Origin of the sequence: Candidatus Methanocrinis alkalitolerans (genome assembly GCF_029167205.1) — an archaeon.
GTDB lineage: Archaea > Halobacteriota > Methanosarcinia > Methanotrichales > Methanotrichaceae > Methanocrinis > Methanocrinis alkalitolerans.
Window position 1 is genome coordinate 1 of sequence record NZ_JARFPL010000032.1, and the last position, 26,882, is coordinate 26,882.

Below are 26,882 nucleotides of genomic sequence, written 5' to 3' on the forward strand. Positions count from 1 at the left end.
AACCACTGCCTGGCTAAGAGCATATCAGACGCTGCCTGGAGGATGCTAGTGATAACCACATCGTACAAGGCTGAGAGCGCCGGTTCGATGGTGGTTCTAGTAGATCCCAGGAACACAAGTCAGCTATTGTTCCAGGTGCGGCCTTAAAGTGCCGAAGTCGCTATCGGATCGGGTCCATGGATGTCCTCAATGCGGGCTGGTCATGGACCGTGACGAGAATGCGGCGATGAACATTCAAAGACTGGGGCTACAGTCTCTGCCAAAAGCTAGAAGCCCTGCCCTTCAGGGCGGGGAGTAGTCACGATTCGTAAACAAAGTATTTCTCACCCCTTGTACTCCCCGCCCACCAGCTCCCGGATCCTCTCCGCCGTCTTCGGCCCCACAAGGGGAACCGCCTCCAGCTCCTCCGCCGGGGCGGCGAAGACCCTCTCGACGGACCCGAAGGAGCGTAGGAGGTTCTTGGCCACCGCATTTCCGACCCCCGGTATCGAGGAGACCAGGTACTCCTGCTGCTCTTTGAGGGTCCGGTGGGTCTTCTTGCCGTGGGCGTGAGGAGAGCCGCCCCCGGCCTGCTGCTCGCGCCGCGCGATGGCCGCGATCACCGAGACGGTCTCATCCTCGTCGGCGGTGGGGATTATGGCGACGCCGAAGTCGACGGCTATCGAGGCGAGGGCGCCGCGGATGGCGTTGGGGTGGACCTGCCGGGCGTAGAGGTCCCGCCCTTCCAGGATGAGGATCGGCCTCTCGTAGTTGCGGGAGAGGTCTTTGAGCTGGGCGAAGAGGTTTCTTTCGCCGCCGATGAGGGAGTCGACGAAGTCGTCGGCGGTCTTCCTCTCGATCCCGACCCTATCGCTTACTATGTAATCTCCCACCTCCAGGAACCGCAAGGTAACCCCCACCCCCATCGACTCCAGCATCCGGGCGAGGCTCCTCTCCCTGGGGTCGACGGCGACGAGGGCGGAGGCCTCCTCCTCCTCGGGGCGGTCGAGGAAGGCCGGCTGCCCGCCGGCAGCCGCCGCCCCTCCTCCGACCTCTCCGATCGACAGCTGCCTTCCCCTCCCGCCGGGGGGAAGGGCTGCGCCTCCTCCGGCCGCCGATCCCGGGTCCCGCCGGTCAGGCCAGCTCATCTCCCGGATCTGCTGGCGCATGTTCTTCTCCTTGCGGTCGCTGATCCAGCGGTAGGCCTCATCCCTCGTTCCCCTGGCGACGAGGACGACGACCCTCCCCGCCCTCGCCCTCCCGGTCCTCCCCTTCCTCTGGATCGACCTGATCTCGCTGGGGACCGGCTCGTAGAAGAGGACGAGGTCCGTCGCCGGGATGTCGATCCCCTCTTCCCCGACGGAGGTGGCGATGAGGACATTGTACTCCCCATCCCGAAACTTTCTGAGGATCTCGGCCTGCTTCTTCTGGGATAGCCCCTCGTCGGCGGCCCTGCTGGACTGGCCGACGAACCGGACGGGCCTGATCAGCTCGCCTGCCCCCTCCCGGAGGTAGTCGAGGACGGAGCTCGCCGTATCCCGGTAGTTGGTGAAGACCATGATCCGCGATTCAGGCTTGGAAGTAAGCTGCTCTTCGACGAGCTCCCGGACCGCCCGGAGCTTCGGATGGTCGACGTCCATCCTGGCGAGGTCGCTCACCGCCTCCACCACCCTGGGGTCGGCCATGATCCTCTTCGCCGCCTTGCTTCCCCCCGGGGAGGAGGCCTCCGATTCGAGCCTATCCAGGTACCGGGCGAGGGAGTCGACCCCCTGGGTCTCGGCGAGCTCCACGGCGTGCTTCAGCTTCAGGACCTCCGCCAGGACCGATACCGCCTGGTAGAGGCTCGGCGACGGGTTTTTTGCGATCATCCCCCGGAGGGTCTTCTGCATCTCCAGAAGCTCTTTCTTCGAGGTTCTGTCCATCCTCTTGGGCATCCGCAGGCCGTCGGACCCCCCGAGCTGATGGAGGGCCTCGCCCCGATCCTCCAGGACCTCTTCCAGGAGGGTCCGCAGCCTCATGATCTCCGAAGGGACCGCCACCTTGACGACCTCGATCTCCCTCTCGTGGACGAAGGGAGATACGTCGGGGTCAGCCTCCGTCTTCGTCTCTATCCGCATCGCCCCGAGGTTATTGGAGACCTCCTCGATCCTCTCGAGGCTGCTTCCGGGGCTCGCCGTGATCCCCAGGACGAGCCGGTCGGTACCCTCCCGCTGGTAGCGCTCCGCTATGTAGACGTAGGCGTAGTTTCCGACGGCCCGATGGGCCTCGTCGAATATGATCAAAGAGACGCCCCGGAGGGATATCCGCCGGGAGAGAAGGTCGTTTTCCACCACCTGAGGCGTAGATACGACGACCCTGGCCCCCTCCCACATCTCCCTCCTCCTGTCAGGGGGGATCTCCCCGGTGAACGTGACTGCGATGGATGCGTCCTCGAGGACTTTCTCCAAAAAAGATGCGTGCTGCTCCACCAGGGGCTTGGTAGGAGCGAGGAATAGCGCTTTGCCCCGGGGGAGCCTGGCCAGGAGGACCATCAGGGCGACGACGGTCTTTCCCAGGCCCGTCGGGAGGACCACCAGGGTCGAGGCCTTGAGGGCGGTGGAGGCGAGCTCCAGCTGAAAGAGCCTTCTTTCCACCGCCTTCTCCTTCAGCATGGGGTGCTGGAGGTAGGAGGTCATCGCCCTCCTCTCATCTCATGATCTCATAATAGTCCTTGTGAGGGTTTATCAGGAGCCCCTTGGCGATCTCCTCCGCCGCCCTCTCGGGCTCCTCGGTCCGGAGGTAGAGCTTCCAGACCATAGACCTCTCGACGGACCTGACCATATCGAAGCCGAGCCGGTTTCGCAGCCGGTTCTGGGCGGAGATCGCCTCGCCATCCTCGATACGGAGCCCCACCTTCACCGGGACGTAACCCTCTTCAAAGTCGATGGAGTCGACGGTGGCCTTGTAGCTCTCCTTGTTCTCGTTCACCAGCTCCCGGGCGAGCCTGCCGGCCAAGTCTGCGGGATCTGCGACGGAGTCGTCGACCTCGATGGACCAGAGCCTCTCTTTGCCCAGTTCCGCCAGGACCGCCCCGTACCCCATCCTTCTGCGGAGGGTGTTCTTGACGGTGGCCGCCTCTGCGTCCGGGATCTTCAGCGAGACCCGAAGGTTGATCTTCATCTCATCACCTCGATATACCGCCTCATCGACTCGAATATCCTCCTTCCGGGCCCCGGGGCCGTCATGTCCCCTGCGCTCTTCGCCGAATCCGTCGGCGGGAGCTGCCAGGCGAAAGAAGACCTCTCGGGGTGGGGCATCAGACCCAGGACGTTCCCCTCGGGGTTACAGATCCCGGCTATATTCTCCAGGCTGCCGTTGACGTTCACCGGAAACTCCGTCTCCACTCTGCCGCCCTCGTCGCAGTACCGGAATACTACCTGATCCTCCTCGTTCAACCTCTCCATCAGATCTTCGTCGGCGGTGACGAGGTTACCCTCAGCGTGGGCCAGGGGCATCGATACGAGGTCCCCTTTATCCAGGAGGAAGCTACCGCTGCACCTCCTCGCCGGGGTCTCGGAGCGGAGGGTCGTCCAGGCGCAGTAGAATCCGCGCCTTGCGATCTCCCCCTTGGAGACCATGACGTTCGAAGCTAGGGCGACGTCGACGCCGCCCAAGCCCGGGAGGAGCCCCGACTCCACCAGGATCTGAAAGCCGTTACAGATCCCGATGATCGGCTTGCCCCGTTCCGCCTCCTCCCGGAGGGCGTCCATCACCGGCTCCTTGGAGGCTATCGCCCCCGCCCGGAGCCTGTCCTGGTAGGAGAAGCCTCCGGGGATTATGTATCCGTCGAAGGCGCAGAGCTCTTCAGCCGGCCGGTTCCACCGAAATATCTCCCCGGATAGGTCTGCGGCGCGGGCCGCCACCAGGGTCTCATGCTCGCAGTTCGTCCCCGGAAACTGGATGACAGCGATCTTCATCTCATCGCCTCCGATAGGCCTGCGGTCCAGGCCTTCTTCGCCGTCGTGAGGTCCGTCGAAAGGACGGTCCTCCCTCTGTAGGTCATGACCAGCTCCGGCGAACTGACCACCTTTCCGATCTTCATGATATCGAGGCCGTATCCTTTCAGAAGCTCTTCGAGCTCCTCTTCAGCACCTTTCCGACACTCCAGAAGGAAGCCGGAGGACTCGCTGAATATCAGCCGGTCGGCGGAGAGGTCCGGGCCGGAGGCGTCCAGGTCCAGCTCCAGACCGAGATCGGCCCGTCCGGCGAGGGTCATCTCGGCGGCTGTCGCTCCAAGGCCGCCGTTGGATATGTCGTGGGCGGCGACGACGAGCTTCTCGGCGATGGAATCGATGACGGCGTAGATCATGCTCCTCTCCAGCTCGAACCTTACGATCGGCACGTTCTTGCCCGTGACGCCGTGGACCGTCCGATAGTACTCCGAGCCCCCCAGCTCGTCGAACCGGGGCCCTATGAGGTAGACGGAGTCGCCGGCGTTCTTCAGCTCCATGGTGACGGCGTCCCTGACGTCGTCTATGAGGCCGACGCAGGCGATGATCGGGGATGGGTCCACCGACCCGTCGGGGGACTCGTTGTAGAAGCTGACGTTCCCGGAGACGATGGGGACGGGGGTATCATCGTACCCCTTGAGCCAGAGGGCTTTGGCGGCGTCGGCGAGACCCCTGACGCATTCTCTGAACTCCCAGAAGGCCTCCGGCTTCTCGGGGTTTCCGAAGTTGAGGCAGTCGGTGAGGGTCGCGGGGTACGCCCCGACGGCGGCGACGTTTCTCATCGCCTCGGCGACGGCCGTCGCCCCGGCCCAGTAGGGGCTGATCCTGCCGTAGAAGGGATTGGCGTCGACGGAGAGGGCGATGCCGAACTTCTCTCCCCGGACCGGGGCTATGAGGCCGGCGTCTGCCTCTCCGGGCCGTATTACGGCGTTGCCCTGGACCTCGGTGTCGTAGTAGCGATAGATGTGCTCCCTTGATGAGACGTTCGGCGAGGCCAGAACCTTTAGAAGGACTTCGGTGAGGTCTTCGGGGGCGGCGATATCCGGCTCTTTGAGGTCTATGACCCGGGGACTCTCCTCCCTCTCGTAGCGGATCCCCCGCGTGAGGTGCTCGATGGAGATGTCGCAGGTCACTATCCCCCGGTACCGGGTTATGTACCTGCCGTCCGTCGTGACCTTTCCGACGACGGAGGCCCTCGCCCCCTCATAGACGTTGGGGAGGTCCCAGTCCTCGTTGTATATCTTCAGCGCCCGGGGGGTCAGCTCCGGGGGACATACCAGCATGAATCTCTCCTGGGTCTCGGCGCAGGCCACGACCTCGGGGGGGAGGTCCTCGCTAGCCTTGTGGAGGAGGTCGAGGTCGAGGTCCATCCCGTACCCGGCGCTCGCCCCCATCTCCGAGGAGGCGCAGGTGAACCCGCCGCCCCCCAGGTCCTTGAACCCTATGACGATCCCCTCCTCGCGGGTGAGCTGGAATAGGGCCTCGTTCGCCTTGAAGAGGACGTTCTTGAGGAAGGGGTCGGGGATCTGGATCGCTCCTCTGTTCGCCTCCTCGTCCTCTTCCCGCAGCTCCTCGGAGGCGAAGGTGACGCCTCCAAAGCCGCTGGAGTCGGTGGGCTTTCCGACGACGATGACGTCGTACCCCTTCTCTCCCGCCCCCGCTGGAGCGCGGCTCTTGATGATCTCTCCCCTCTTTACGACCCCAACGGCGACGACGTTCACCAGGCAGTTGGAGTCGAAGCTGTCGTCGAAGACGACGTCTCCGGCGATGATGGGGACCCCCAGGGCGTTGCCGTACTGCCAGATGCCGTCAACTACCCCCTCTGCCACCCATCGGACGTGATTCTTGTCTTCGCCGTAGGGGTCGCCGAACCGAAGGGGGTCGGCGGTGGCGACGACTTTGGCGCCCATGCAGTTTACATCTCTTACGATGCCGCCTATCCCGGTGGCAGCCCCTTCGTTGGGGAGGATCTGGGAGGGGTGGTTGTGGCTCTCGTGGGCGATGACGACGCACCACTCGTCGTCGATGGCCACGATCCCCGCGTCCTCTTCGGGACCCTGGACGACGTTGGGGCCTTCTGTATGGAGAAACTCGTTCAGGGTGGCGCGGCTGCTCTTGTAGGAGCAGTGCTCGCTCCACATGGTATCGTAGTTGAAGAGCTCCGGGACGGTGGGGTCCCTGCCCAGAGCCTCGGCGATGGAGCGCGCCTCAGGAACCGATAGGCCCAGGCCAGCCCTTCGGAGGCCAGCCTCGACCTCATGGTCTTCGAGACCGATTATTTGCAACGGTGGACACCTCGTTTAATGAGGAGACTATGCCCTCGTAGGCAGTTATGTATCTATCGATCCGATGAGGTCGCAAGCTACCTTCGACGGACCAGCAGCCAGATTTGTCCCTCCTGCAAGACACCTCCAGATCGAAAACTCCTCGTCGGAGGACCTTTTCTTCTCGCCTCTTGTAAAGCTTCCATCATGAAAGCCGTCAGGCCGGGCCTTCATCCGTCCTGGCGGACGGAGAGCCAGGAGGCAAGACGGGTCAGACGACGGCAAAACATTTAAAACCGGAGACGATACATCCGGTCATGGTCATAGTGGTGATCTGCGACGACTCGGAGATCGAGGTCCCCGAGGGCGAGAGGTGCACGATCTGCGGCCGGCCCCTCCAGGAGTACGACGAGGTGACGGGTACGGGGATCCTCGGATATTACCACTGGACCTGTGTAACCCACTTCGACTAGAGCGGGGGTAACCAAGCCAGGTCAACGGTGATAGACTCAAGATCTATTCTCGCAGGAGTTCAAGGGTTCGAATCCCTTCCCCCGCACTTATTTACCTTTAATGATGTCGGTTTTGGTTCCCCTCTCGATTTGATATCTTCGAAGAGATGCAACAGAGAGTTCCTCCGATGCACGTTGTAGATATTGTCTATTTGGCCCATCACGCTCTCGCCGAAATCAGAAGGTACAATTCGATCTGGGGCCGCAGCCGACCTAAGCCGCCGCGCTGGCGTTCTCCGGGACGTAGACGACCATCCCGTTCTCCAGCCGGTAGGCGGTCCCCATCTTCGTCCCCTGGCCGCCGGCCACCTTATCGGTCATGTTCAGGATCTGGATCTGGTTCATATCCTTTATTATGATCTGCATGTTGGGGTCTCCAGGGTTCTTTACGATGGTGACGCTCGCCTCGGGGGTGAGGAGCTCGGGTATGTTGTAGGAGATGACCAGGGCCAGGAGGAGGGCGATGGCGAAGACCATGGCGGCGTCGAAGAGGTTGGCGACCCCGCTCAGGGGGTCGTCTTCGGACTCGTCCAGCATCCCGGTTCTGGTCCGCCCCGCCCTGACGGCCTTGACGACGCCTCCGACTCTTCTCATCCCGACGCCTCGCCGTCTCCTCCGAGGAACGTTCTCCTGCAGTTCTCGCTCGAGAGAAGCTCTGCCGCGTACTCGAGGTCGCTTAAGTCCTGCCGGTACCACCTGTTCCTGACGACGTAGGTCCCGTAGCAGATCCCGCCGACGGCGAGGCCGATGACCGTCGTAGAGAAGGCGATCACCAGGCTGTCGGCCATCTGCTGAATATCTCCCTGAGAGAGGCTGATCAGGGCGGGGCCCATGGGGATGAGGGTTCCCATCAGCCCCAGCATCGGCCCCACCCGAACGCCGATCTTGACCGGCTCCAGGGCCTTTCCCATACCGAGCTCCGCATCCTGGAGGGTCTTCTCAATCCTCGCCGCGAAGGTGTCGCTCCGAAAGGAACGGGCCGCATCGCTCAGAGCCCTGGAGACCTGAGGATGGGCTCTGTACCCCTTCACGGCGGTGCAGGCGAGATCCTCGCGGCCCGATCGTGCCATCTCCGAGGCCTCGGCGCAGACCCTCTCAAGGAGAGCGAGATCTCTATGCCGGGAGGTGTACTCGGATATGAGGGAGCCCAGCAGGGCGAGGGACCATCCGAAGAGGAGGAGGAGCGCCAGTATGACGGGGTATAGAAGCGCCGTCGAGAAGACGAAGAGGACGTTGACGATCTCGATGTAGACGCTCAAAGGCGTACCCCCATCCTCCTGCCGACGAAGCCGAGGAAGACCAGTCCGAGGATAACGAAGTATGATGGTAAGAGGTCTGAGGCGGGGATAGAGATGGGGACGAAGGGGATCGCCTGGGTCTTTAGGTAGGCGGGTATGAGAAGGATGGATAGGATGTAGAAGAGGCCGACGAATATCATGGCGTTCCCCAGGGCCGAAGGGGCCTTGCCCATCTTTCCTATGGCTGGAGAGAGGGCGGCTATCGATGCGAAGAAGATAAAGCCCACTCCGGCGCCGACCTTCCAGCCCGGAATCTCCAATATGCTAGAAAGAGCTGTGCAGGAGAGGAAGGTGGCGGCGAGGCATGCGGGACAGGGGACGGATAGGATCCAGAAGGTCTTCCGGGAGAGGTCGCGGCCGTTCCGGTTCCACGCTCTGGCGGTGGCGACTCCTCCTGCCACCAGGAGGAGGGCGATCGCAATGTGCATGGCTACGCCCATCTCCATCGCTGAGGACGTGGCCGTTTCAGGGACGAGGCCCAGGGCGAAGCCCATGAGGAGGGAGACGAGCAGGTAAAGCGATGCTATGGAGATGGTCTCTCTTCGGCTGAGGCTGGCAAGGCCGCACCCCAGGCTGACCTTCAGAGAGAATATGATGATCCCCACCAGAACTCCAGAAGCGGCAATCCATGTGAAATCCAAAGTCTACACCTACCAAACCTGATTGGATATAAGTCAATTCGACATGATATAACGTTTGCGCAAGAAAAGCTGCGCAAATTAAACCAATATTGTCTAATTGCCGGTGGACCCACGGCGGGGTCAACCGGATACGGTCCTGGAGGGTGGGGTGGGAGGAGGTCCCCTACCTCCTCCTGAATCCCGCCCCTATCGCCAGGAGGATGAAGAGGACCAGGACGATCCCCAACAGGGGCGCCCCGGATATGGAGGGGTCGCCCCCTTCCTCCTGGAGGCTCTCCATCAACATCCCCGTTACCGCCACCGTCCCCGGCTCCACCGGCTCGGGGGCATCCTCCCGGTCTCTTGAATAGTCAGATCCTATGCCGCCGGGGCGGGTCTCGTTGGCGGCGCTGGACGTGGACCACTCCTGGGGGTACGGATGCCTGGAGGAGCTGCCCCTCCCCGCCTCGACCGTCGGCGCCTCTGTCGGCTCCGTCCCTGTGAGGATCCCCTCCATGTACTCTCTGAGGAGGAGGTTTCCGCAGGTGTGGTGGCAGCAGGCGACGCCGTACTCGGTCTCCGACCGCTCGAACTCCTCCGCAAGCTCCCTCTTCACCTCCTCGGAGGGGCTCCAGCGACCCTTCCTCGCCGCCTCCAGCATCCTCGCCGTCATCGACTGCCGGGCGTATGGGTTGTTCTCGTCGAAGAACTCTTTGAGGCCCAAATCGTACTTGTCCGCCACGTAGACGTCGTAGACCCGGTCCCAGTCATCCTCGCAGACCATATCGGGCAATGTGGCGTCCCAGCCCCAGAGGTGCTCGGTGAAGCGGTCCATCTCCCGGGCTCCGGCGTAGTCGTGCTCCATCATCCCCCCTATCCACCGGGGGTTGAAGTACCGGGACCGGAGCTCCAGCCGGTAGGCGCTTTCAAGCGACTTCATCTCTGGGGCGTCTGCCCTCTTCAAGGAGGTTATGTACATCTCCGGGGTCTCGCCCTTAAGGTCCCTGACCGCCAGGGCCATGGCTCCGAAGTACTGGAACATGTCGTCGTTGTCCATGAGGCCGTAGAGGTTCGACGTGTCGCTCTGGACCGCAGCATCCACCGTCTCCAGGTTGAGACCGAAGAGCTCCTCGTTCGGCTCGCCCCAGAGCCCTCCGCCGTATACGTATCCCTGGCCTGAGATGTACCGCTCGGCGAGCTTGCTCTCGTCCTCCCAGGTGGAGCTCGCCTCCACCACCCCGGCGATACCGCCCCCGCCGTAGGTGCCGGGGGCATCGATGAATATCCGGGACCGGGAGAGGAGCTGGGCGGTCTCGTTCTCGTAACCCTCCCCTAAGAGAAGCTCCCGTATCGCCTCGGACCTCGCCCGGACGCGGTTCATCTCCGGGGGCTCGTCGAGCTCCGCCACCCGCCGTATCGCCTCATCGAAGAGGTCTATATGATTTCCGAATGTATCCCGATAGAGCCCCGAGGGCGTCAGGACCACGTCGATCCTGGGCCTTCCCAGCTCATCGAGGGGCGTCACCTCGAAGTCGACGATCCGGCCCATGCTCCTCACGGGCCGGACGCCGAGGAGGCCGTAGATCTGGGCCTCGAAGATCCCCCGGTGGCGCATCGTCTCGACGCTCCATAGGACGAAGCCCACCTTCTCAGGATAATCGCCGTGCTCTTCTCTGTACATATCGAGGAACAACTCGGCGAGCTCGATCCCCAAAAGCTCAGCCTCTTCATCGGGGATAATCCGGGGATCGAAGCTGTAGAAGTTGTTCCCGGTGGGGAGGGCGTCGGCCCTTCTGATGGGATCGCCGCCGGGCTCGGAGGGGATGAACTCTCCGGATAGCGCCCGGAGGGCGTTATCCATCTCTCTCGTGGACCGATCGAGCCGCTCTCCATAATCGACCGCCAGACGGAGGTATGACGATATCTCCTCGTTCGACCCTCCCAGGATCGATTTCTGGGCCTCCAGGATATCGGTGCCGTTGATCAGGACCTCGAAGAGGAGCTCATCTGCCCCCCCGCTGCTCTTCGTAGAAGATCTCGATCCATCGCCACAGACCTTCTCCACCTGGTCGATGTAAGAGCTCCCCAGCATCGATCTGACCATCCCCACCTTGGAGGTGCCGTTGGGCGTAACCCCGAAGACGTGAAGCCCGTAGGGTACGGTCTCATCCCGGAGTTCCAGGAGGTGGTCGTGGAGCTTTATGTCGAGGAAGCCGTCGAACTCGGCCTCGTTCATATCCGAGAGGTTGGTGGCGTTGACGCTGAGGTCGAGCTCGAGGCCGAGGGAGGCGTAAACCTCGACAATGGACCTTCGGTACGAGAGCCTCAGGGCGGGATCGGTGGCGCTCTCGTAAGATTCGATCTTGTCAGCGAGGGCGAGAAACTCGTCGTAGAGCCCGGAAGAGACTATCGGAGGGGTGAGGTGGTCGATGATCACGGCGTTGCCCCTCCGCTTCGCCTGGGTCCCCTCGCCGACGTTGTCCATGATGTAGGGATAGACCACAGGCGTATCCTGGACGAGAAGGGGCGGGTAGTCGCGGCGCGAGAGGCCTGCCTGCTTTCCCGGTCGCCACTCCTGAGTGCCATGAGTTCCGAAGTGGACGATGGCGTCGGCATCGAAGTTGTTATTCAGCCATAGGTAGAAGGCCAGATACTGGTGGCCGACGGGGACCGAGGTGTTGTGGTAGAGCGCCTCCTCGGTCATCAGGCTTCCTACCATCGGCTGGGGAGCGAGGACGACGTTACCGAACCTGATCAGCGGTATGACGAAGGCGCCGTCGCAGACCATCCCGCCATCCCCCGGAGGGGCGCCCCACCAATCCTCGATCTCGGCCCGCACTTCCTCAGGGACCTCTCCATTGGTGCCGTTGTACCACTCCAGGTATTCGTCGACGGCCAATAGCTCAACGTGCTCTGAGTCCGCCACCTCTTTGAGCTCCTCGGCAGCCCAGGTCCCGACGTTCCGGCTGGCGACGAAGAGGTCGATGATCTCCTTTCCGGTGGTGGGAAGATCCTCCTCGCCGAGGTAATATCCTTCATCCTTCATCTTCGAGAGGAGGAGGGGCAAGCTGGCGGAGATGTCCAGGTAGCTGGCGCCGATGTTGTTCTTCCCGCCGCCGTGGTTGTAGTAGATGATCGCCACCCGCTTCTCCGAATTGTTCAGATTTTTGAGGCGGCCCCATGCAGCGGCGCGATCGCATAGCCACTCCATCTGGTAATCCACCGGCCTGTATCGCATCTCTTCTGTTATGGGGTCCTCAGCCCTCCCCGCCACCCAGATGTACTCGATGGCTCCGTCGATCTCCGGCTGGACGATCTGGAACGGGACTGACTGAGGGCTGAGGCCGAAGGTGCTGGCCTCCCATTCTTCTGGGGCGTAGTAATAGTCTGTGACGGCCTTCATCACCGGGACGTTGAAGGCCTCGATCCTCTCCTTCCCGGCTTCCGGATCGCCGTAATAAAGGTAGAATCCTTTGAATGAGAGGATCAGGTCGACGAGGACCTCGCCTTCTTCGTCGGTGAAGAGATGGGCATCGTCCTCGATGAAGTTGGAGTGGACGGCGATGACGTTAATCCCCCTCGATTCGAGGGCGGCTATGGCGGCGGCCTCCCAGCCTATGACGCCGACGGTGAGGTTTGAGGGGTCGTAGACGTGTCCATCGGTCCTGTTCCTGTACCATTCGAGATACTCGGTGGAGTTCTCAAAGACCTTCATCGGGTACGTCTCGGGACGGTAGATCCCTCCGGTGGGAGCATTCACCTCTTCGGGCAGTTCGTACTCGACGTACAGGTCGTTGAAGGCCGCCCCGGTCCAGAGGATCCAGTTTATCGCGTTCGCCTCGCTGGGGACGTCGTCGTTGAAGTAGGCGGATATCGGCGAATATAACGGATCGGATACGTTGACGTTGGATATCGTCGAATCGTCCCCCATCTTCATGAACGTCGGAATTTTGACGCCTGCGGCTGTGGCATCCTGCAGCCTCCCCTCCAGATCGTTCATGGTGGCCCCTCCAAGATGGGCCACGTATATCACGTCATATTCAGAGAGATCGTCCTCCGAGGAGGCGGCCTCTTCTCCGTCGAGGACCCGGACGTCGAAGAGGTCCTGAATAAGGAGGGACTCGCTGGAGGCTTTTTTGATGGCGTATCCGGTGGAGTCGAGGTTCATTATGAATAGGACGCGAGTCTTGGGCTGCAAGATCACCGGCTCTGGAATCTCAAACCCGGTAAAGATGCCGAGGAACTCCTGTCCCATGAGCCTGAGCATATTGGCCATGTTTTCCTCTCCGCCCTGGACCCAGTACCTTTCGATCTCGTCGAAGTCGGGGGTGGAGAGGTCGCAACATCGAGCGGTGACGTTGGGAGATAATCTGTATCCTACGAACCTCGTCCCCAGGAGCCTCGATTCGTTTATCTTCGGGGACCATCCCTCCGCCAGAGCTTCATCCCGGGACTCTATGAAGACGACGGAGTACTCAGAGAAGTTCATCTCCTCTCGGAGTTCGTCTCCTCTGGTGAGGATGGAGACGTCCAACTCCGAAGATACCGAGGGTTCCATGGCAGCCTCTTTCAGGGGGACCTCGTTGTAATCGGTCCCCAGGATGAATAGGAATCCTTTGGGCTCGGTGAGAATCGTCTCCAGCTCCTCTGCCTTCATCTCATCCGCCATCGCCGGGGCAGCGAGGGGCGAGATGACGAAGAGGGCCGCAAATAGCATGGTCATCGATGAGAGAACCGTTATCCTCCTGGACATCAGAACCTCCAAACAAGTTACCTCCAAACAAGCTATTTTGAGTTTGAGTAAATTTACTTTATTTAAGGCTTTTGCGCTGAGTGACTGCTCCCTACCCCTGAAGGGGGAGGGCTTCCATCGATTCGATACCGAGAGATGGAAGCCCCAATCTCAGAATATTGATCGCCGCGTTTTGATCTCGGTCCATGACCAACCCACACTGAAGGCATTCGCGGACCCGATTAGATAGCGATTTCGAAACTTTAACCTCCATTCCGCAGTAAAGCTATGCAAGATTAGAAATTTCTGGCGTTTCTTAATGGGTGGTGCTCTTTGATTCGGTTGATATTTCGCTTGGAATTCTTAGAGACGCTACAGAATAGCACTTTTAATTACAGGACGGATTTGAGTGCGAATTCGCAAATCAGAAGCAATGTCGTTGCCTTTAGATATATCAACCAATTCCAGGCGCACCATCTCTTAATGCGCATAAATTTAAATTAAATACTCAATTTTTGTTAATAATAATTTTAACTGAATTTATTAGCACGATATTAACGATTGAGTATTTTATAAAATTGCATATATTATACTCTCGGTCTTTATGGCAGCAGCCTTTTTTGATCTCGATACAGCGTCGATAGATATCGATTCTCAAAATATATTGCTCGCATGCGTCTTTTCGGTATGCTAGGGTTCTATTGTAGACTTGCCTACACAGTTCCAACGTATCCTCTAGCTTGCGCTTTTAGGACCTTGTCGGGTAGATGCGGAACTTGTAGACTTTGATCATTGGACGTACCCTTATGTTGTTATCGATTTATGTTGGTTGCCCATAAGACGGGGGCTGGGGTCATAGGACGGCATTCATCCCCTCCCTTAAAAGGGAGGGGTCTTCTTCCTGCGTTTCTATAATTTGTGCAGCCTCTAAGTATATCTCTTCTCCTCGACGGGGCCGACCCGAGGGATAAATCGCCCTCCGAACGGCATCGTTTGAGGCGGGTCGCCCCTCTTCGCAAATAGATTGATTAATGAAGAGGCAGCTGAAAAGACTGGACGGAAGGCTGGTTTGAGAGACGAAGAAGGGGGGGCAGGAAGTGAGGAAGTTATGGCATATTCTGATGGCGGCAGCTTTGATCCCGCTTTTAACGGCCGGTTTGAGCTCACCGGTGGAGATCGATATCTTTGGAGGGTGCAGGGAGCTACCCTTCATCTTGATGGCACCGCTTCCGGCGGCGGCGCTGGGGGGCGGTGGCGATCCCGGCGAGGATGAAGACGATGCCGACGCCTTCATCCTCAACGGCGATGAGGACGCAGCAGAGGTCCGGCTCCTCGCCTCGGACGCTGGGGGGTTCGTCATAGACCTCCACCTCCGGGGGCTGAAGGTGGAGGTTGCCGAAATCGGGGGCGAAACCTTCCACGTCCTCACCGTCTCGGAAAAAGCCACCACCATTGAGGTGGGCAGGCCCGAGATTCCGGTGGTGAGCGAGGTCATAGCCGTCCCCGCCGGGGCGAGGATCAGGGCCACAGTGATCAAGTCGTCGTACTCAGCCTACCCCGGGTACAGGGTCCGGCCGTTCCAGCCGCCGGAGGTCGACTGTGACCCCTCCGGGGAGGCCCGGCCCTTCGTCATCGACGAGGAGTTCTATTCTCAAGACGCATTTTACCCCCGAGAGCTCGTCGTCGTTGGCGCTCCCGGAACCTGGAGAGACCTGGATGTGGTGGAGCTTCAGATGAACCCCGTCGCCTTCAACCCCGCCTCCGGCGAGCTGAGGGTATACGACCATCTGAGGGTCAGGATCGATTACGAAGGCGCAACCCTGGAGGAGAGGAGGGCTGAGCCGAAGTTTTCCAGGATGTATCGGGACGTGATCCTGAACTACGACGCCCTCGACCTCGTGGTGGCGGAGGCAAAAGCAAGCGAAAGGGAGCTTCCCCTCATCGGAGACGCCGGGATAGACGGGCCGAGGGCGAGTTCAGATCTCGTGAAGTACCTCTCGATAAGGCATGAAGGACAGGCGTCTTATGAGAGCGTCAGCCCCCTGCTGGAGATGCGGGCTGAGAGGGGGCTTCCTTTCGTCTCCTACAGCTTTCCTTCATCGTCGACCCCCTCGGCGGCGGATGTCAAAGAGGTCATAGCCGCAGTTTACGGATCCCATCCTGAGCTCGAGTACGTCCTTATAGTGGGAGATATCGGCCGGCTGCCCTGGTACCCCAACTGGGCCCCATCGTCATCCTTTCGGCTCTACTTTCCGACGATGACCATACCCAGCGACTACTGGTACGGCTGCGTTGCAGGAGACGACCTCTACCCGGAGCTGGCGGTGGGCCGGATATCGGCCAAAGACGACGGAGAGGTCTGCCAGCAGGTGAATAAGATCCTCAGCTATGAGATGAGGCAGCCTTCTGGCGGCTGGAGGCCGAAGGTCCTCCTCGTCGCCCACGCCCAGGACGCTCCGGGCAAGTACCAGGGGTGCAAGGAGTCGATAAGGACGGCATCGTATGCCCGCCCCTTCGTCTTCGAGACCGCCTACGGGGCTAACCCTGCCGAGGGCGGCGACGGTGCCAACAACGCCGACGTTATGCTGGCCATCGATTCGGGGGTGGGGATCGTCAACTATCGGGGGCATGGGGGCTATACGTACTGGGGGTCGGGCTGGAACTATGCAGGCGAGAGCTACGGGACGGCAGAGGCCCACGCCCTGGAGAAGGGGCTTATGACCCCCATAATCTTCAGCATCGCCTGTTACAACGCAGCCCTGGACCATTCCGGCGAGTGCCTCGGGGAGGCCTTCGTCAAGGACGACGGATCTGCCGTGGCATTTATCGGAGCTTCAAGGCCCTCCTGGACGGTGCAAAACCACGACTTCGACTCTTTCCTTTTGGATGCCGTCGGAAACGAGGATATTAGAGATCTCGGCTGGGTCTTAAACGATGCCAACGTCGAGCTCCTCGCCAAGTACGGCTCCTCCTCGGTGGCCGCAGACAACGTCAAGATGTACCTGCTCTTAGGAGACCCGGCGCTGGAGGTGAGGCTCGAAGAGCCTAACTATTCACCACAGACCCCTTCAAGTCCGAGGGGTCCCGACAGGGGCAAGATCGACCTCGAGTACAGCTACTCCGCCTCATCGACGGATCCCGACGGCGACCCTTTGAGATACACCTTCGACTGGGGCGACGGCGCGACGTCGCAGACCGACTTCGTCGACTCCGGAGCGTCCGCCGGCCTCGCCCACCGCTGGGATAGCCCTGGGGTCTACGCCGTCAGGGTCAGGGCCGGGGACGTCCACGGCGCGTCTTCGGAATGGTCGCAGCCCCTGGAGGTGACGGTGCTGTCGAGGGTCAATAGGGTCGCAGGGGTCCAAAGATCGATGATTTTCTGAAGGTTTTTGACCGACGAGTCCCGTTAAAGTCTTGCAGATTGTAAGAGTATATAATTGAAGTTCAAAGGTGCGTGATGATGAGCTCAAAGGATGGGACGATTATTTCCAGAAAAGATGGCGGTTCTGTCGGCTGCGTTGCAGCCATATTACTTCTGGCGCTTAACGCCTTCTTGATCCCTTCAGTTTTTGGAGGTCTACCTCCGATGGATGACGATTACGGGAAGGTGCGGATAGTCCTGGAGGCGAAAGATTACAGCATAACCAGGGACGAAAGAGGATTTGACGTCATAATGATGGACGGCTTCGCCTCTACCACATCATCGGGAGATCCGATGCTGGTCCACAAGGTCTATGACGTCCTGATCCCCCCCGAGGCGGTTGGAGAGGAGCTGAAGCTGGAGATCGTCTCTGCCGAGGTTCAGGTCCTGGATGGGACCTTCGAGATACCGCCGGTGGGGGCTATAGCCCCCGTGGCAGGGGAGCGGGAGCTGGCCGCCGATGAGGTGGGGATCGAATACTGGGGGGAGGGCAAGAGCATAACAGACGGGATAAACCTCGACGTCTACGAAAAGGACGCTGATTATCCTGAGAACTTCCTGGAGCTTCTCCCGCCCTCTCAGATGAGGAAGTGGAAGTTTGCGCGGTTGGACTACACGCCTTTCACGTACAACCCGGTGTCAAAGAAGCTCACTGTGATAAAGAGCGCGGTGGTGGAGATCAGCTACGGAGTCTCTCCCGCCCCCCTGGACAGAACTCTTCTGACCGATACCGTGATGGACGATGTCGCAGCGGGGATGTTCGTCAATTACGAAGAAGGCAGATTGTGGTATGAAGAGGCGGCGATGAAGGCGGCGATAAAGATGGAGGCGAAGCCCCTGGCGGCAGCCGACTACGTCATAATAACCACCAACGCCATCGTCGCCAACAGCGCAAAGCTGAACGCCTTCAAATCCCATAAAGAGAGCCTGGGATACAGCGTTCTCGTGGTCACCGAGACGGACTTTTTAGGATTGACGGGACAGGCCCCCAACCAAAGGGCGGAGAAGATCCGCCAGTGGCTCAAGGAGAACTACCTTACAAAGGGGATAAAATACGTCCTTTTAATCGGCGATCCAAGACCCTTTGAGAGCGGTGAGGGAGACGTGCCGATGAAGATGTGCTGGCCGAGGTATTCGGAAGATAGTCATCGCGAAGCTCCCACGGACTACTTCTACGCCGACCTGACGGGCAACTGGGACAGAAACGCAAACCAGATCTACGGCGAATGGGTCGATTTTACAGCCTCCGGCGGCGTCGATCTGACCGCGGAGGTCTACGTCGGAAGGATACCGGTCTACGATGCCGGCTACAGTACCCTCGACGCCATCCTTCAGAAGATCATCGACTACGAGACCTCTCTATCCACCGGCTGGCGAAAGAGCGCCCTTCTGCCGATGTCCTTCCTTGACGGGGGCGTTTATGGCTATTCCGCAACGGACTATGGCGCTCTGGGTGAAGAGATGAAGGTGAAATTCCTCGATGGCGCTGGCTTCTCCTGCTATCGGATGTACCAGCAGGGCAGCGGAGCCTGCGGGGTGAACTCGGCATACTCAAGCGAGGCGGAGCTGAGAGGGGGGACGGGGGTGAGAGATCGATGGGCCGGAGACGACTACGGGATAGTCAGCTGGGCGGGACACGGCAGCCCTGTTCATACAGAAGTCGGCTATTCAAAGCCCGCCGTTTGTTATGACGGCGCCCTCTTCGTTAGCTCCTATGCTTCGAGCCTAAACGACCTGCGTCCCTCTTTCGTATATCACGGGTCCTGCAGCAACGCCCATCCTGAGACGAAGGATAACGTCGCTTATTCTGTCCTGAAGAAAGGCGGCATCAGCACCCTGGGATCGACGAGGGTGTGCTGGTATTACCTCGGGGAGTCCTTCGGTGGTTTCGAAGGGAGCCCATCGGTGGGAGGTATCGGCTTCGGGTACGTAAAGAGGATCGTTCAGGAGCTTCCCGGCGCAGATGCCCTCTACCAGCTCAAGCAGACGATATATCCGTCGGGATCTGCCATGTTGATGAACTGGTACGACTTCAACCTGTACGGAGATCCAGCCCTAAATATAAGGTTGGAGGTGCCTAACTCGCCTCCGGAGACCCCCGACAGGCCGGTGGGTCCCAACAGTGGAAAAATCGGCTTATTATATAGTTATTCTGCTGTTTCAGATGACCCCGACGGCGACCAGTTGAGATACGTCTTCGATTGGGGCGACGCCACCACGTCGCAGACCGGCTTCGTCGATTCGGGCACTACCGGGAGCCTCACCCACCTCTGGAATGTGGAGGGGGTCTACAATATTAGGGTCAGGGCCGAAGACGTCCGGGGTGCGACCTCGGAGTGGTCCGAGCCGCTGGAGGTGTCGATATTTCAAGGGGTGAATAGGGTTGCTGGCGTTCGAAGATCGCCGATTTTTGGTTTTTAACCAGATATATTGGAGACGTCTTTTGATAACTTTAGTCGATCTCCCAAAATGGGTAATCTATCCCAATTAGGTTTATATGTCATTTTTCAAATTGACTTACCACGGAAATCCTGTCAAGTATGGAAGAACCGGAAAGGCCACCCAGCTTTTGAAATATACAACCTTCGAGGAAGTCTTTGTGGAGAACAAGGTAAAGGTGAAGTCAAAGGCCTCGGGACTGTATAAGAGCATCTCCTTTTCAAAAAACCTATATATCTTGATGTCGCAGCTACTTGAGCGATGTAGCCATGAAGTTGTGGGGGTAATTATGATCTCAGCTGAGAAGCGGGGTGCTCATTCAGCGAAGCGATTTTTGGGGCTCTCTTGGACAGTTAAGATCTTGTCTCTTCTGGGGACCCTCTTCGTCCTCCAGGCCGTTGGAGGCTCATCTTCGTTGGAGGAGGGAGTGGGAGCGACGGTCGCTCTGAGATGGGGGGAAGAGCTTCTCGATAACCAAGAAGACGCCCTTTATTACAAGGCCCGAGGATCCTCAGAGATCGGTCATCTATATGGATCAAAAGATGGCGGTGGAGCAGGGACGGAGGTTGCCGGGGACCTGGTGAAGTACATCTTCGACTGGGGCGACGGGACCGTCTCGGAGACGGAGTTCGTCGATCCGGGGACGGTTGTGAGCCTCTCTCACATCTGGGATAGCCCTGGGATCTACTCCGTCAGGGTCAGGGCCGAGGACGTCTACGGCGCGTCCTCGGAGTGGTCTGAGTCGATCGAGGTGACGATAGTTCAGAGGGTGAATAGAGTTGCTGGCGCCCGCAGATCGCCGATTTTTTAGCATTAAATCAGATATTAAGGAAACGTATCTTTGGCAACTTCGGTTGATCTCGCAAAATGAGCCCAGAATTTATTTATCTTTAGTCGAAGAATAGCTGTCATACCAGAACTCGGGGTTAGTGATGAAAATGAGTCGTAAAACGGTAATGGCATTGGTCGTCTTCGCATCGTTAATGGTTTTTTTCCCCGCCGCGGACGCGCTTGATGATATAGAGCTATTGACCATGAAAGACGATGTGGTGGCGGCGGGAGGAGACTGGGACGCCATCGAAGCTCTCCTGGATTCCCTCTCGCTGGAGGATAGGGAGCTTGTCATAGCAACTTATCCCGAGCGCCTGGCGGAGCTGGAGGCGGTGAGGAGGGCGATCGAGGAGACCGGAGCGAACTGGACGGCGGGGCTGAACAGCGTATCGATCCTGCCCCCGGAGCTGAGGCCCGGGACCGGATGGCTTCCGCTCTCCGCAAAGGAGGGGGGCTTGTTCGGGGAGGTCGTTAGGATATCCTCCAGCGAAGACGGGCCTGCAGCCCTGGCGCTCCCCGAGAGCTGGGACTGGAGGTCTGTCAGCGGAGCCGACTGGACGACCCCGATCAAGGACCAGGGGCAATGCGGCTCATGCTGGGCCTTCGGTCCTCTCGCCGCCATCGAGTCCCGGGTGAAGCTCGCCGCCGATAACCCCCAGCTCATACCCGACTTCTCGGAGCAGTACCTCGTATCCTGCAGCCCCGGAAGCTGCAGCGGCGGGTATATGAACACCACCGCCGACTGGATCCTCTGTCAGGGGACGGTGGACGAGGCCTGCTTCCCATACGTGGCGCAGGACACGGTCCCCTGCAGCGAGAGCTGTTTTGACCGGAATTCGCGGAAGTACAAGGGCGAGGGGTGGTCCTGGGTCTCGGGGAACTCTAACATCATCGATGAAGATAGGATAAAACAGGAGATCCTCGCCGGCGGGCCGGTCACGGCAGCCATGGAAGTCTACACCGACTTTTACAACTACAACGGCGGAGTCTACCAGTACACCACCGGCGAGCTTGAGGGCGGCCACTGCATCGCCATCGTCGGCTGGGGCAAAGAGGGCTCCACAGACTACTGGATCTGCAAGAACTCCTGGGGTACCGGTTGGGGCGAAGCCGGATGGTTCAAGATAAAGATGGGAGAGGTGAACATAGGCCTCGAGGCGGTGGCCTACCAGCCGAAGGTCCGGGGAAAGGTCCTCTTCTACGAAGGGCACGAGCCCTGGGAGGAGTTTGAGCTTTTAAAGAGGTACAGCGAGTGGGGCAACAGGCTCGCCAGCAATGGATACCTCGTCCACAGCAGCGCCACCGTTCCCCTGAGCCTGGACCTCTTGAGCTGCTACGACGTGGTGATAATCTCTAACCCCACCACGTCCTTCAGCGTCGCGGAGCTTGCCGCCATCAAGGAGTTTGTGAAGCGTGGGAGGGTCATCGCCGCCGGGGACGGAGACCTCTTCGACAGCTACTACATCTACAGGCAGGAGAACGAGAAGGTCGCCGTCCAGTACGTCGACTGGCTCGCCACCGGCGACGGAGGGGGCCTGATGGTGATGGGGGAGCGGTCCGTCTCGAACGCCGCCGCCAACCAGGTCGGTAGCCTCTTCGGCCTGAAGATAAACTCCGACACGATATACGACCCGATGCGGTACGAGACCGAGCCCGGCTGGCCGGTCCTGGGGCCGAAGGAGAACGTCCTGGTCCTCGCGTCCGCAAGCCTCGCGATCTCCAAGGACGCCTTCCCTCTGGCGAGGGCGACATCTTCAGGGTATGTAGCGACAGCAGCAGCAACTTATGAGACGGCCGATGCCTCGGGCGAAAGCTTCCGTGCTGAATTCGCCGGTGGCTTGGCTAATGAGGGGGCCGATCCCATAATCGATCTGATCCCGCCGGAGCTCGATTCCCAGGCCGCAGCCGGAGAGCTCGAACCCCCGACTATCTCGATCGAAGACCTCCCTGCCGGAGAGAACGGATCCTACGGCTCCGGGGCTGAGCATCCCGGATACGAGATCCTGCCGGAAGATATGCCGCCCGTCGGAAAGGTGCTCCCTGAGGGGGAGCTGACGGCTCCCGATGAAAAGGTGGAGGTCGCCTTCTCACCGGTCCCCCTGGCGGGGCTCGCTTTTGCGGGGCCCATCGGGATCGCGGCGGTGGACTTCGGGAGGAAGGGGGAGGATACTGCAGGATTTTGGCGATCTTCAACACGAACCTGGTACTTCAACTACGACAACGCCGGTACAAGTGATTACAGCTTCTACTGGGCAGGTCAAAGTACCGACATACCTTTAGTGGGTGATTGGAACGGTGACGGCAAGGATACTGCAGGATTTTGGCGACCTTCAACTCAAACTTGGTACTTCAACTACGACAACGCCGGTACGAGTGAGTATAGCTTCTACTGGGCAGGTCAAAGTACCGACATACCCTTAGTGGGTGATTGGAACGGTGACGGCAAGGATACTGCAGGATTTTGGCGGCCTTCAACCCGAACTTGGTACTTCAACTACGACAATGCCGGTACGAGTGAGTATAGTTTCGTATGGGACGAATGTAAAAGTACTGACATACCCCTTGTAGGTGACTGGAACGGTGACGGCAAGGATACTGCAGGATTTTGGCGGCCTTCAACTCGAACCTGGTACTTCAACTACGACAACGCCGGTACGAGTGAGTATAGCTTCTACTGGGCAGGTCAAAGTACCGACATACCTTTAGTGGGTGACTGGAACGGTGACGGCAAGGACACTGCAGGATTTTGGCGACCTTCAACAAGAACCTGGTACTTCAACTACGACAACGCCGGTACAAGTGAGTATAGTTTCGTATGGGACGAATGTAAAAGTACTGACATACCCCTTGTAGGTGACTGGTACAAGCCTAATTAGCGACGACCGATATACCCACAGCATATCGCTGTGGGTACATAAATATTTTTATTACAAATTCATATATTTGGGTAGGAAAAGTATAAATAACAATTGCATTATAAGCAGCTCATACGGCATATTTAAATAATAAGCGGAGGAGATATAATGGAGACATTCACAGGTATATCGGTCGTAATTCCCGTTTATAATGAAGATGATAACGTTTTAGAATTATATAAAAAAATAAAAAGTATTATGAGCGCTCAGAACAAGGCGTATGAGATTATATTCATAGACGATGGATCAACCGATAACACATTCCAAGATTTATCTGCAATCCATGAGAATGATGATAGAGTAAAGATACTCCGATTTAGAAATAATTTTGGTAAAGCTGCTGCCTTATCCAAGGGTTTTGAATATGCAAAAGGAAACATCGTCATTACAATGGACGGAGATCTTCAAGATGATCCTGAGGAGATACCAAATTTTCTAGATAAAATTAATGAGGGTTATGATCTAGTGTCCGGATGGAAATACGATAGAAAAGACCCGATTACAAAGACCATACCTTCAAAAATATTTAATATTCTAACTCGTAAAATAACTGGTGTGCATATTCATGACTTTAATTGCGGTTTTAAAGCCTACAGAAGTGACGTGACTAAAAGTATAAGGATTTATGGTGAATTACACAGATATATTCCAGTAATTGCCTTTTGGAAAGGCTATCGAGTTGGAGAAATCAAGGTAAAACATCATGCAAGAAGGCATGGGAAATCTAAATACGGAAGTAGAAGATTACTGAAAGGATTTTTAGATCTTATAACAATTAAGTTCTTATCTGGATTTTCGGCCAGACCCCTCCATTTTTTCGGCACATTTGGGTTCCTCTTTTTTGTATCAGGCTTTATAATATGCCTATATCTCACGATAATGCACGTATTATTTATATTTGAGGGCGTGCCTGAATGGGAAATAAGAATGCGTCCTTTGTTATTGATGGGGACACTGCTCATCATATCTGGAATTCAGCTTATATCAGTAGGATTAATAGGAGAAATGATATATAGCCTGAGCAAAGACGATAATACTTCAATGATTATAGAAGTATTAGAGTGATAAATCTATATATTTGGGGGCATACATGTCAGACAGTGAGATTTACTTAAACACAACCCTGAATCAGATCCCTCGGCTAATCAGCCTATTGAATCGAAATCCATTATCCAGCACTTATGGCTGCTTCGACAGGTCTTTTTGGCATTATAACACCTCTGATTTTGCCTGTGCAAGATCCCAAGAGGCTGTATTAACATTAGCTTTATTATATAAGATATCACATACTCAAAATTTATATTATAAAAATAGTTTGATTCTGGATTGGATTAATGCTGGATTGCTGTTTTGGGGTAGTATTCAGGAAAGCAACGGCACATTTAATGAATGGTACCCAAAAGAAAATAGTTTCGTGGCAACTGCGTTTTCATCCTATGCGATCTCCGAGACGTTGCTGCAGTTGGGAGATATGGTGCAAGATAGAGACGGAATCATTTTCCATCTTAAAAAGGCCGTGGATTGGCTAGGCAAAATTGATGAAAACCGGGCACAAAATCAGGAGGCCGGAGCTGCAATTGCATCGTATAATTTATATTTGCTAACTAAAGAAACTAAATATAAATACCTATCAGAAGATAAAATAAATTTTATAATAAATAATCAAGCTACTGAAGGCTGGTTTTATGAATATGGCGGAGCAGATATAGGATATTTATCGCTATGTATAGATTATCTTGCTAAATATTATTCAAAATACAGAGGCACAAATCTTTTAAAGGTTCTTGAAAACGCTGTGAAGTTTATCAGTTATTTCGTCCATCCCGATTGCACTTTTGGAGGAGGATATGGTAGCAGGAATACGGAATACTTGATTCCCCATGGATTTGAATTATTATCAGATATGTATCCAGATGCGCGCGTAATTTCAAGCCATATAAGAGAAGCATTGAGGAATAAATCATCGGTCTTCCCCAATTCGGTTGATGACAGATATCTATCCTATATCCTGTATACATATCTACAAGCTTATATAGATTCCCGGAAAATTCGCGACGATGGAGTACCAAGATATGATCAGGAATTTACTAAAGATTTTATAAATTCTGGCATATGGATATATAGCGATGATGAATTTTATCTGATAACAAATTATAAAATGGGGTGCCCGTTTGTCTTATCGTTTAAGAGGAATCAATATTCAATATACGACTCAGGTGTTCAAGTGAAGACGAAAAATGAGGGGAATTTGATTTCTTCGCATTTATCAAGCAGAAATGTATCCCATGTCAGTGAAAGCTGCATTAATGTGAGCGGGTATATGCACAAAATAAAAGATAATTTAGTAAACCCCGAGAAAATAATTTTATTAAGATTATTCGGATTAACTGTCGGGAGATACGATACCATAGGACTAATATTGAAGGATAAGCTTAGAGATAAACTTATAACAGGTTCTAATTCAACGAATGCTACATTTCGTAGAGAAATTTCAATAAATGAACACATTGTTGAGATAAAAGATGATATCTGTATGCGTGAAGATATTGATGAATTGATTATAGGCTCAAAGGCATCATATATCTATGTCCCCTCAAGCAGATATTTTCAAAAATCTGAATTAGATTCTCATCAGATCGTATATAATGATTTTAACAATACAGACCAAGATACGATATCGGTGACAAGAATATACAATCGAACAGGAGAATTACTAAACCGTCAAATCAAGTGTAATACTGGGTAGATTTATGTGGGTTAAAAGGGGATTAAGATTGAACAAGAAGTATTATAGGAATTTGGCTGCCATTATAATAACATTTTTTATTTTTTATTTAATCTTTAAATACGTAGATATACACCAAGTAATAAGCATAATAAGGAATGCAAACCAACCCATTTTGGGTATTGTGTTCCTGCTAACGGTGCTGATTCCAGCTATTCAAGCCAAAAGGTGGCTGATTATACTTAAGGTAATGGGATACGACTTGTGTTATTCAGAGGGCGTTCGCGTAGTTATGGCGACACACCCATTTGCATCGATAACACCATCGAAATCAAGCGATTTTATAAAAATATATTATGTAAAAGATAAAATACCGCCGACAAAAACTGCTGGTAGCGTACTTACTGAGAAAGCGTTAGATATTTCGACACTGCTGGTATTCTGTGTAATAGGTTCGCTATTCTATCCAAAACCTTTGACAATAATTATAATTATTTTACTAATATTTTTCATTATATATTTTATTATTTCATATTTAGAATTGAATCTACCTATCAGTACCGAAATCAATCAAAAATTTAGGAATATATTTAGTTCTACAAAACTATTGATGACTGATAAAAAGTCATTCTTCATTGCATTGGTTTATACTATCTCCCTTTGGTTTATCGCAATAATCCAGTCGGCGCTGTTACTATCCTCACTTCGAATGGAGGTTCCGTTTTTATTTATAATGGCAAATATGCCAATAGCTATTTTTATGGGACAGATACCCATAACACTGGGTGGAATGGGAACCCGAGATGTTTCAATCATCGAATTATTTTCTAATTATGGTACTCCAAGTGAGTTGCTCGCCGTTGGGCTTTTATTTACTTTTTTTAGATATTGGGTATTATCTATAATAGGCATTCCTTTTATGCAAAAATCATTAATTAGACATTAATCCCACATACCGCACCTTAACTTCCTAAATAATTAGGATAAGTTATCTGGTCAAGCAGAAGCCTTATCTGTAGGTGGACAGTTTTATCCGGCATTTCGCATTAACGGTTTGAACGCTCATTAATTTTCCTGCTATCGATTTTTTGAGAATAGATATCAATCGACTCTGTATAGAGATCAAATAAGGCCAGCTTCATAAAGACTAAGAATAT

General features: G+C 55.9%; 16 protein-coding genes, 1 tRNA gene and 3 pseudogenes. 10 read left to right on the forward strand and 10 right to left on the reverse strand.

The annotated features are described in order from the left end of the window. A pseudogene (locus P0O24_RS09565) lies at positions 1-298 on the forward strand (RNA-guided endonuclease InsQ/TnpB family protein); the annotation flags it as partial. 25 nt (positions 299-323) lie between these two features. Here the strand turns inward: P0O24_RS09565 and P0O24_RS09570 are convergent. From P0O24_RS09570 to purL, 4 genes are read right to left on the reverse strand one after another with little or no spacing between them, the layout of a single operon-like run. Continuing rightward, complete coding sequence (locus tag P0O24_RS09570; protein ID WP_316969528.1) at positions 324-2,654, reverse strand: DEAD/DEAH box helicase; 2,331 nt, start codon at positions 2,652-2,654, stop codon at positions 324-326. A gap of 10 nt (positions 2,655-2,664) precedes the next feature. Next, positions 2,665-3,138: a hypothetical protein gene (locus tag P0O24_RS09575; RefSeq protein WP_316969529.1), complete on the reverse strand. Its 474-nt coding sequence runs from the start codon at positions 3,136-3,138 to the stop codon at positions 2,665-2,667. Beyond that, a complete protein-coding gene (gene purQ / locus P0O24_RS09580) occupies positions 3,135-3,935 on the reverse strand; it encodes a phosphoribosylformylglycinamidine synthase I (RefSeq protein ID WP_316969530.1) in 801 nt (266 codons plus the stop codon). Before purQ ends, P0O24_RS09575 begins: the two co-directional genes overlap by 4 nt. After that, positions 3,932-6,253: a phosphoribosylformylglycinamidine synthase subunit PurL gene (gene purL / locus P0O24_RS09585; protein ID WP_316969531.1), complete on the reverse strand. Its 2,322-nt coding sequence runs from the start codon at positions 6,251-6,253 to the stop codon at positions 3,932-3,934. Before purL ends, purQ begins: the two co-directional genes overlap by 4 nt. Before the next feature lie 296 nt (positions 6,254-6,549). Here purL and P0O24_RS09590 point away from each other — a divergent pair, with 296 nt between their 5' ends. Further along, positions 6,550-6,705 (forward strand): hypothetical protein, encoded by a 156-nt coding sequence (locus P0O24_RS09590; protein ID WP_316969532.1) that lies wholly within the window; start codon positions 6,550-6,552, stop codon positions 6,703-6,705. 1 nt (position 6,706) lies between these two features. Further along, positions 6,707-6,791 (forward strand) — tRNA-Leu (locus P0O24_RS09595). Between the two features lie 166 nt (positions 6,792-6,957). Here the strand turns inward: P0O24_RS09595 and P0O24_RS09600 are convergent. From P0O24_RS09600 to P0O24_RS09625, 6 genes and pseudogenes are all read right to left on the reverse strand, one after another. Then, positions 6,958-7,338 carry a DUF2149 domain-containing protein gene (locus P0O24_RS09600; protein ID WP_316969533.1) on the reverse strand — a complete coding sequence of 127 codons (381 nt, stop codon included), beginning with the start codon at positions 7,336-7,338 and terminating at the stop codon, positions 6,958-6,960. Beyond that, positions 7,335-8,003, reverse strand: a complete 669-nt coding sequence (locus P0O24_RS09605) for a MotA/TolQ/ExbB proton channel family protein (protein WP_316969534.1) — start codon at positions 8,001-8,003, stop codon at positions 7,335-7,337. The genes P0O24_RS09600 and P0O24_RS09605 overlap by 4 nt, the downstream gene beginning before the upstream one ends. Continuing rightward, positions 8,000-8,683 carry a DUF2162 domain-containing protein gene (locus P0O24_RS09610; protein ID WP_316969535.1) on the reverse strand — a complete coding sequence of 228 codons (684 nt, stop codon included), beginning with the start codon at positions 8,681-8,683 and terminating at the stop codon, positions 8,000-8,002. The genes P0O24_RS09605 and P0O24_RS09610 overlap by 4 nt, the downstream gene beginning before the upstream one ends. A 163-nt stretch (positions 8,684-8,846) precedes the next feature. After that, a complete protein-coding gene (locus P0O24_RS09615; RefSeq protein ID WP_316969536.1) occupies positions 8,847-13,427 on the reverse strand; it encodes a cobaltochelatase subunit CobN in 4,581 nt (1,526 codons plus the stop codon). Between the two features lie 79 nt (positions 13,428-13,506). After that, positions 13,507-13,674 (reverse strand): annotated as a pseudogene (locus tag P0O24_RS09620) (zinc ribbon domain-containing protein); the annotation flags it as partial. Between the two features lie 228 nt (positions 13,675-13,902). Next, positions 13,903-14,130 (reverse strand): annotated as a pseudogene (locus P0O24_RS09625) (hypothetical protein); the annotation flags it as partial. Positions 14,131-14,563: 433 nt separating this feature from the next. On the opposite strand from P0O24_RS09625, the gene P0O24_RS09630 reads away from it, so the two are divergent. From P0O24_RS09630 to P0O24_RS09660, 7 genes are all read left to right on the forward strand, one after another. Continuing rightward, positions 14,564-16,777: a C25 family cysteine peptidase gene (locus tag P0O24_RS09630; protein ID WP_316969537.1), complete on the forward strand. Its 2,214-nt coding sequence runs from the start codon at positions 14,564-14,566 to the stop codon at positions 16,775-16,777. A 203-nt stretch (positions 16,778-16,980) separates the two neighbouring features. Continuing rightward, positions 16,981-19,236, forward strand: a complete 2,256-nt coding sequence (locus P0O24_RS09635) for a C25 family cysteine peptidase (RefSeq protein WP_316969538.1) — start codon at positions 16,981-16,983, stop codon at positions 19,234-19,236. A 379-nt stretch (positions 19,237-19,615) separates the two neighbouring features. Further along, a complete protein-coding gene (locus P0O24_RS09640; protein WP_316969539.1) occupies positions 19,616-20,065 on the forward strand; it encodes a PKD domain-containing protein in 450 nt (149 codons plus the stop codon). 223 nt (positions 20,066-20,288) lie between these two features. After that, positions 20,289-22,961: a C1 family peptidase gene (locus P0O24_RS09645; RefSeq protein ID WP_316969540.1), complete on the forward strand. Its 2,673-nt coding sequence runs from the start codon at positions 20,289-20,291 to the stop codon at positions 22,959-22,961. Between the two features lie 147 nt (positions 22,962-23,108). Beyond that, positions 23,109-24,065: a glycosyltransferase family 2 protein gene (locus P0O24_RS09650; RefSeq protein WP_316969541.1), complete on the forward strand. Its 957-nt coding sequence runs from the start codon at positions 23,109-23,111 to the stop codon at positions 24,063-24,065. 25 nt (positions 24,066-24,090) lie between these two features. After that, on the forward strand, positions 24,091-25,746 hold the full coding sequence (locus P0O24_RS09655; protein WP_316969542.1) for a prenyltransferase/squalene oxidase repeat-containing protein: 1,656 nt from the start codon (positions 24,091-24,093) through the stop codon (positions 25,744-25,746). 28 nt (positions 25,747-25,774) lie between these two features. Then, entirely contained in the window at positions 25,775-26,671 is an 897-nt protein-coding gene (locus P0O24_RS09660; protein WP_316969543.1) for a lysylphosphatidylglycerol synthase transmembrane domain-containing protein, read from the forward strand. The last annotated feature ends 211 nt before the right edge of the window (positions 26,672-26,882 follow it).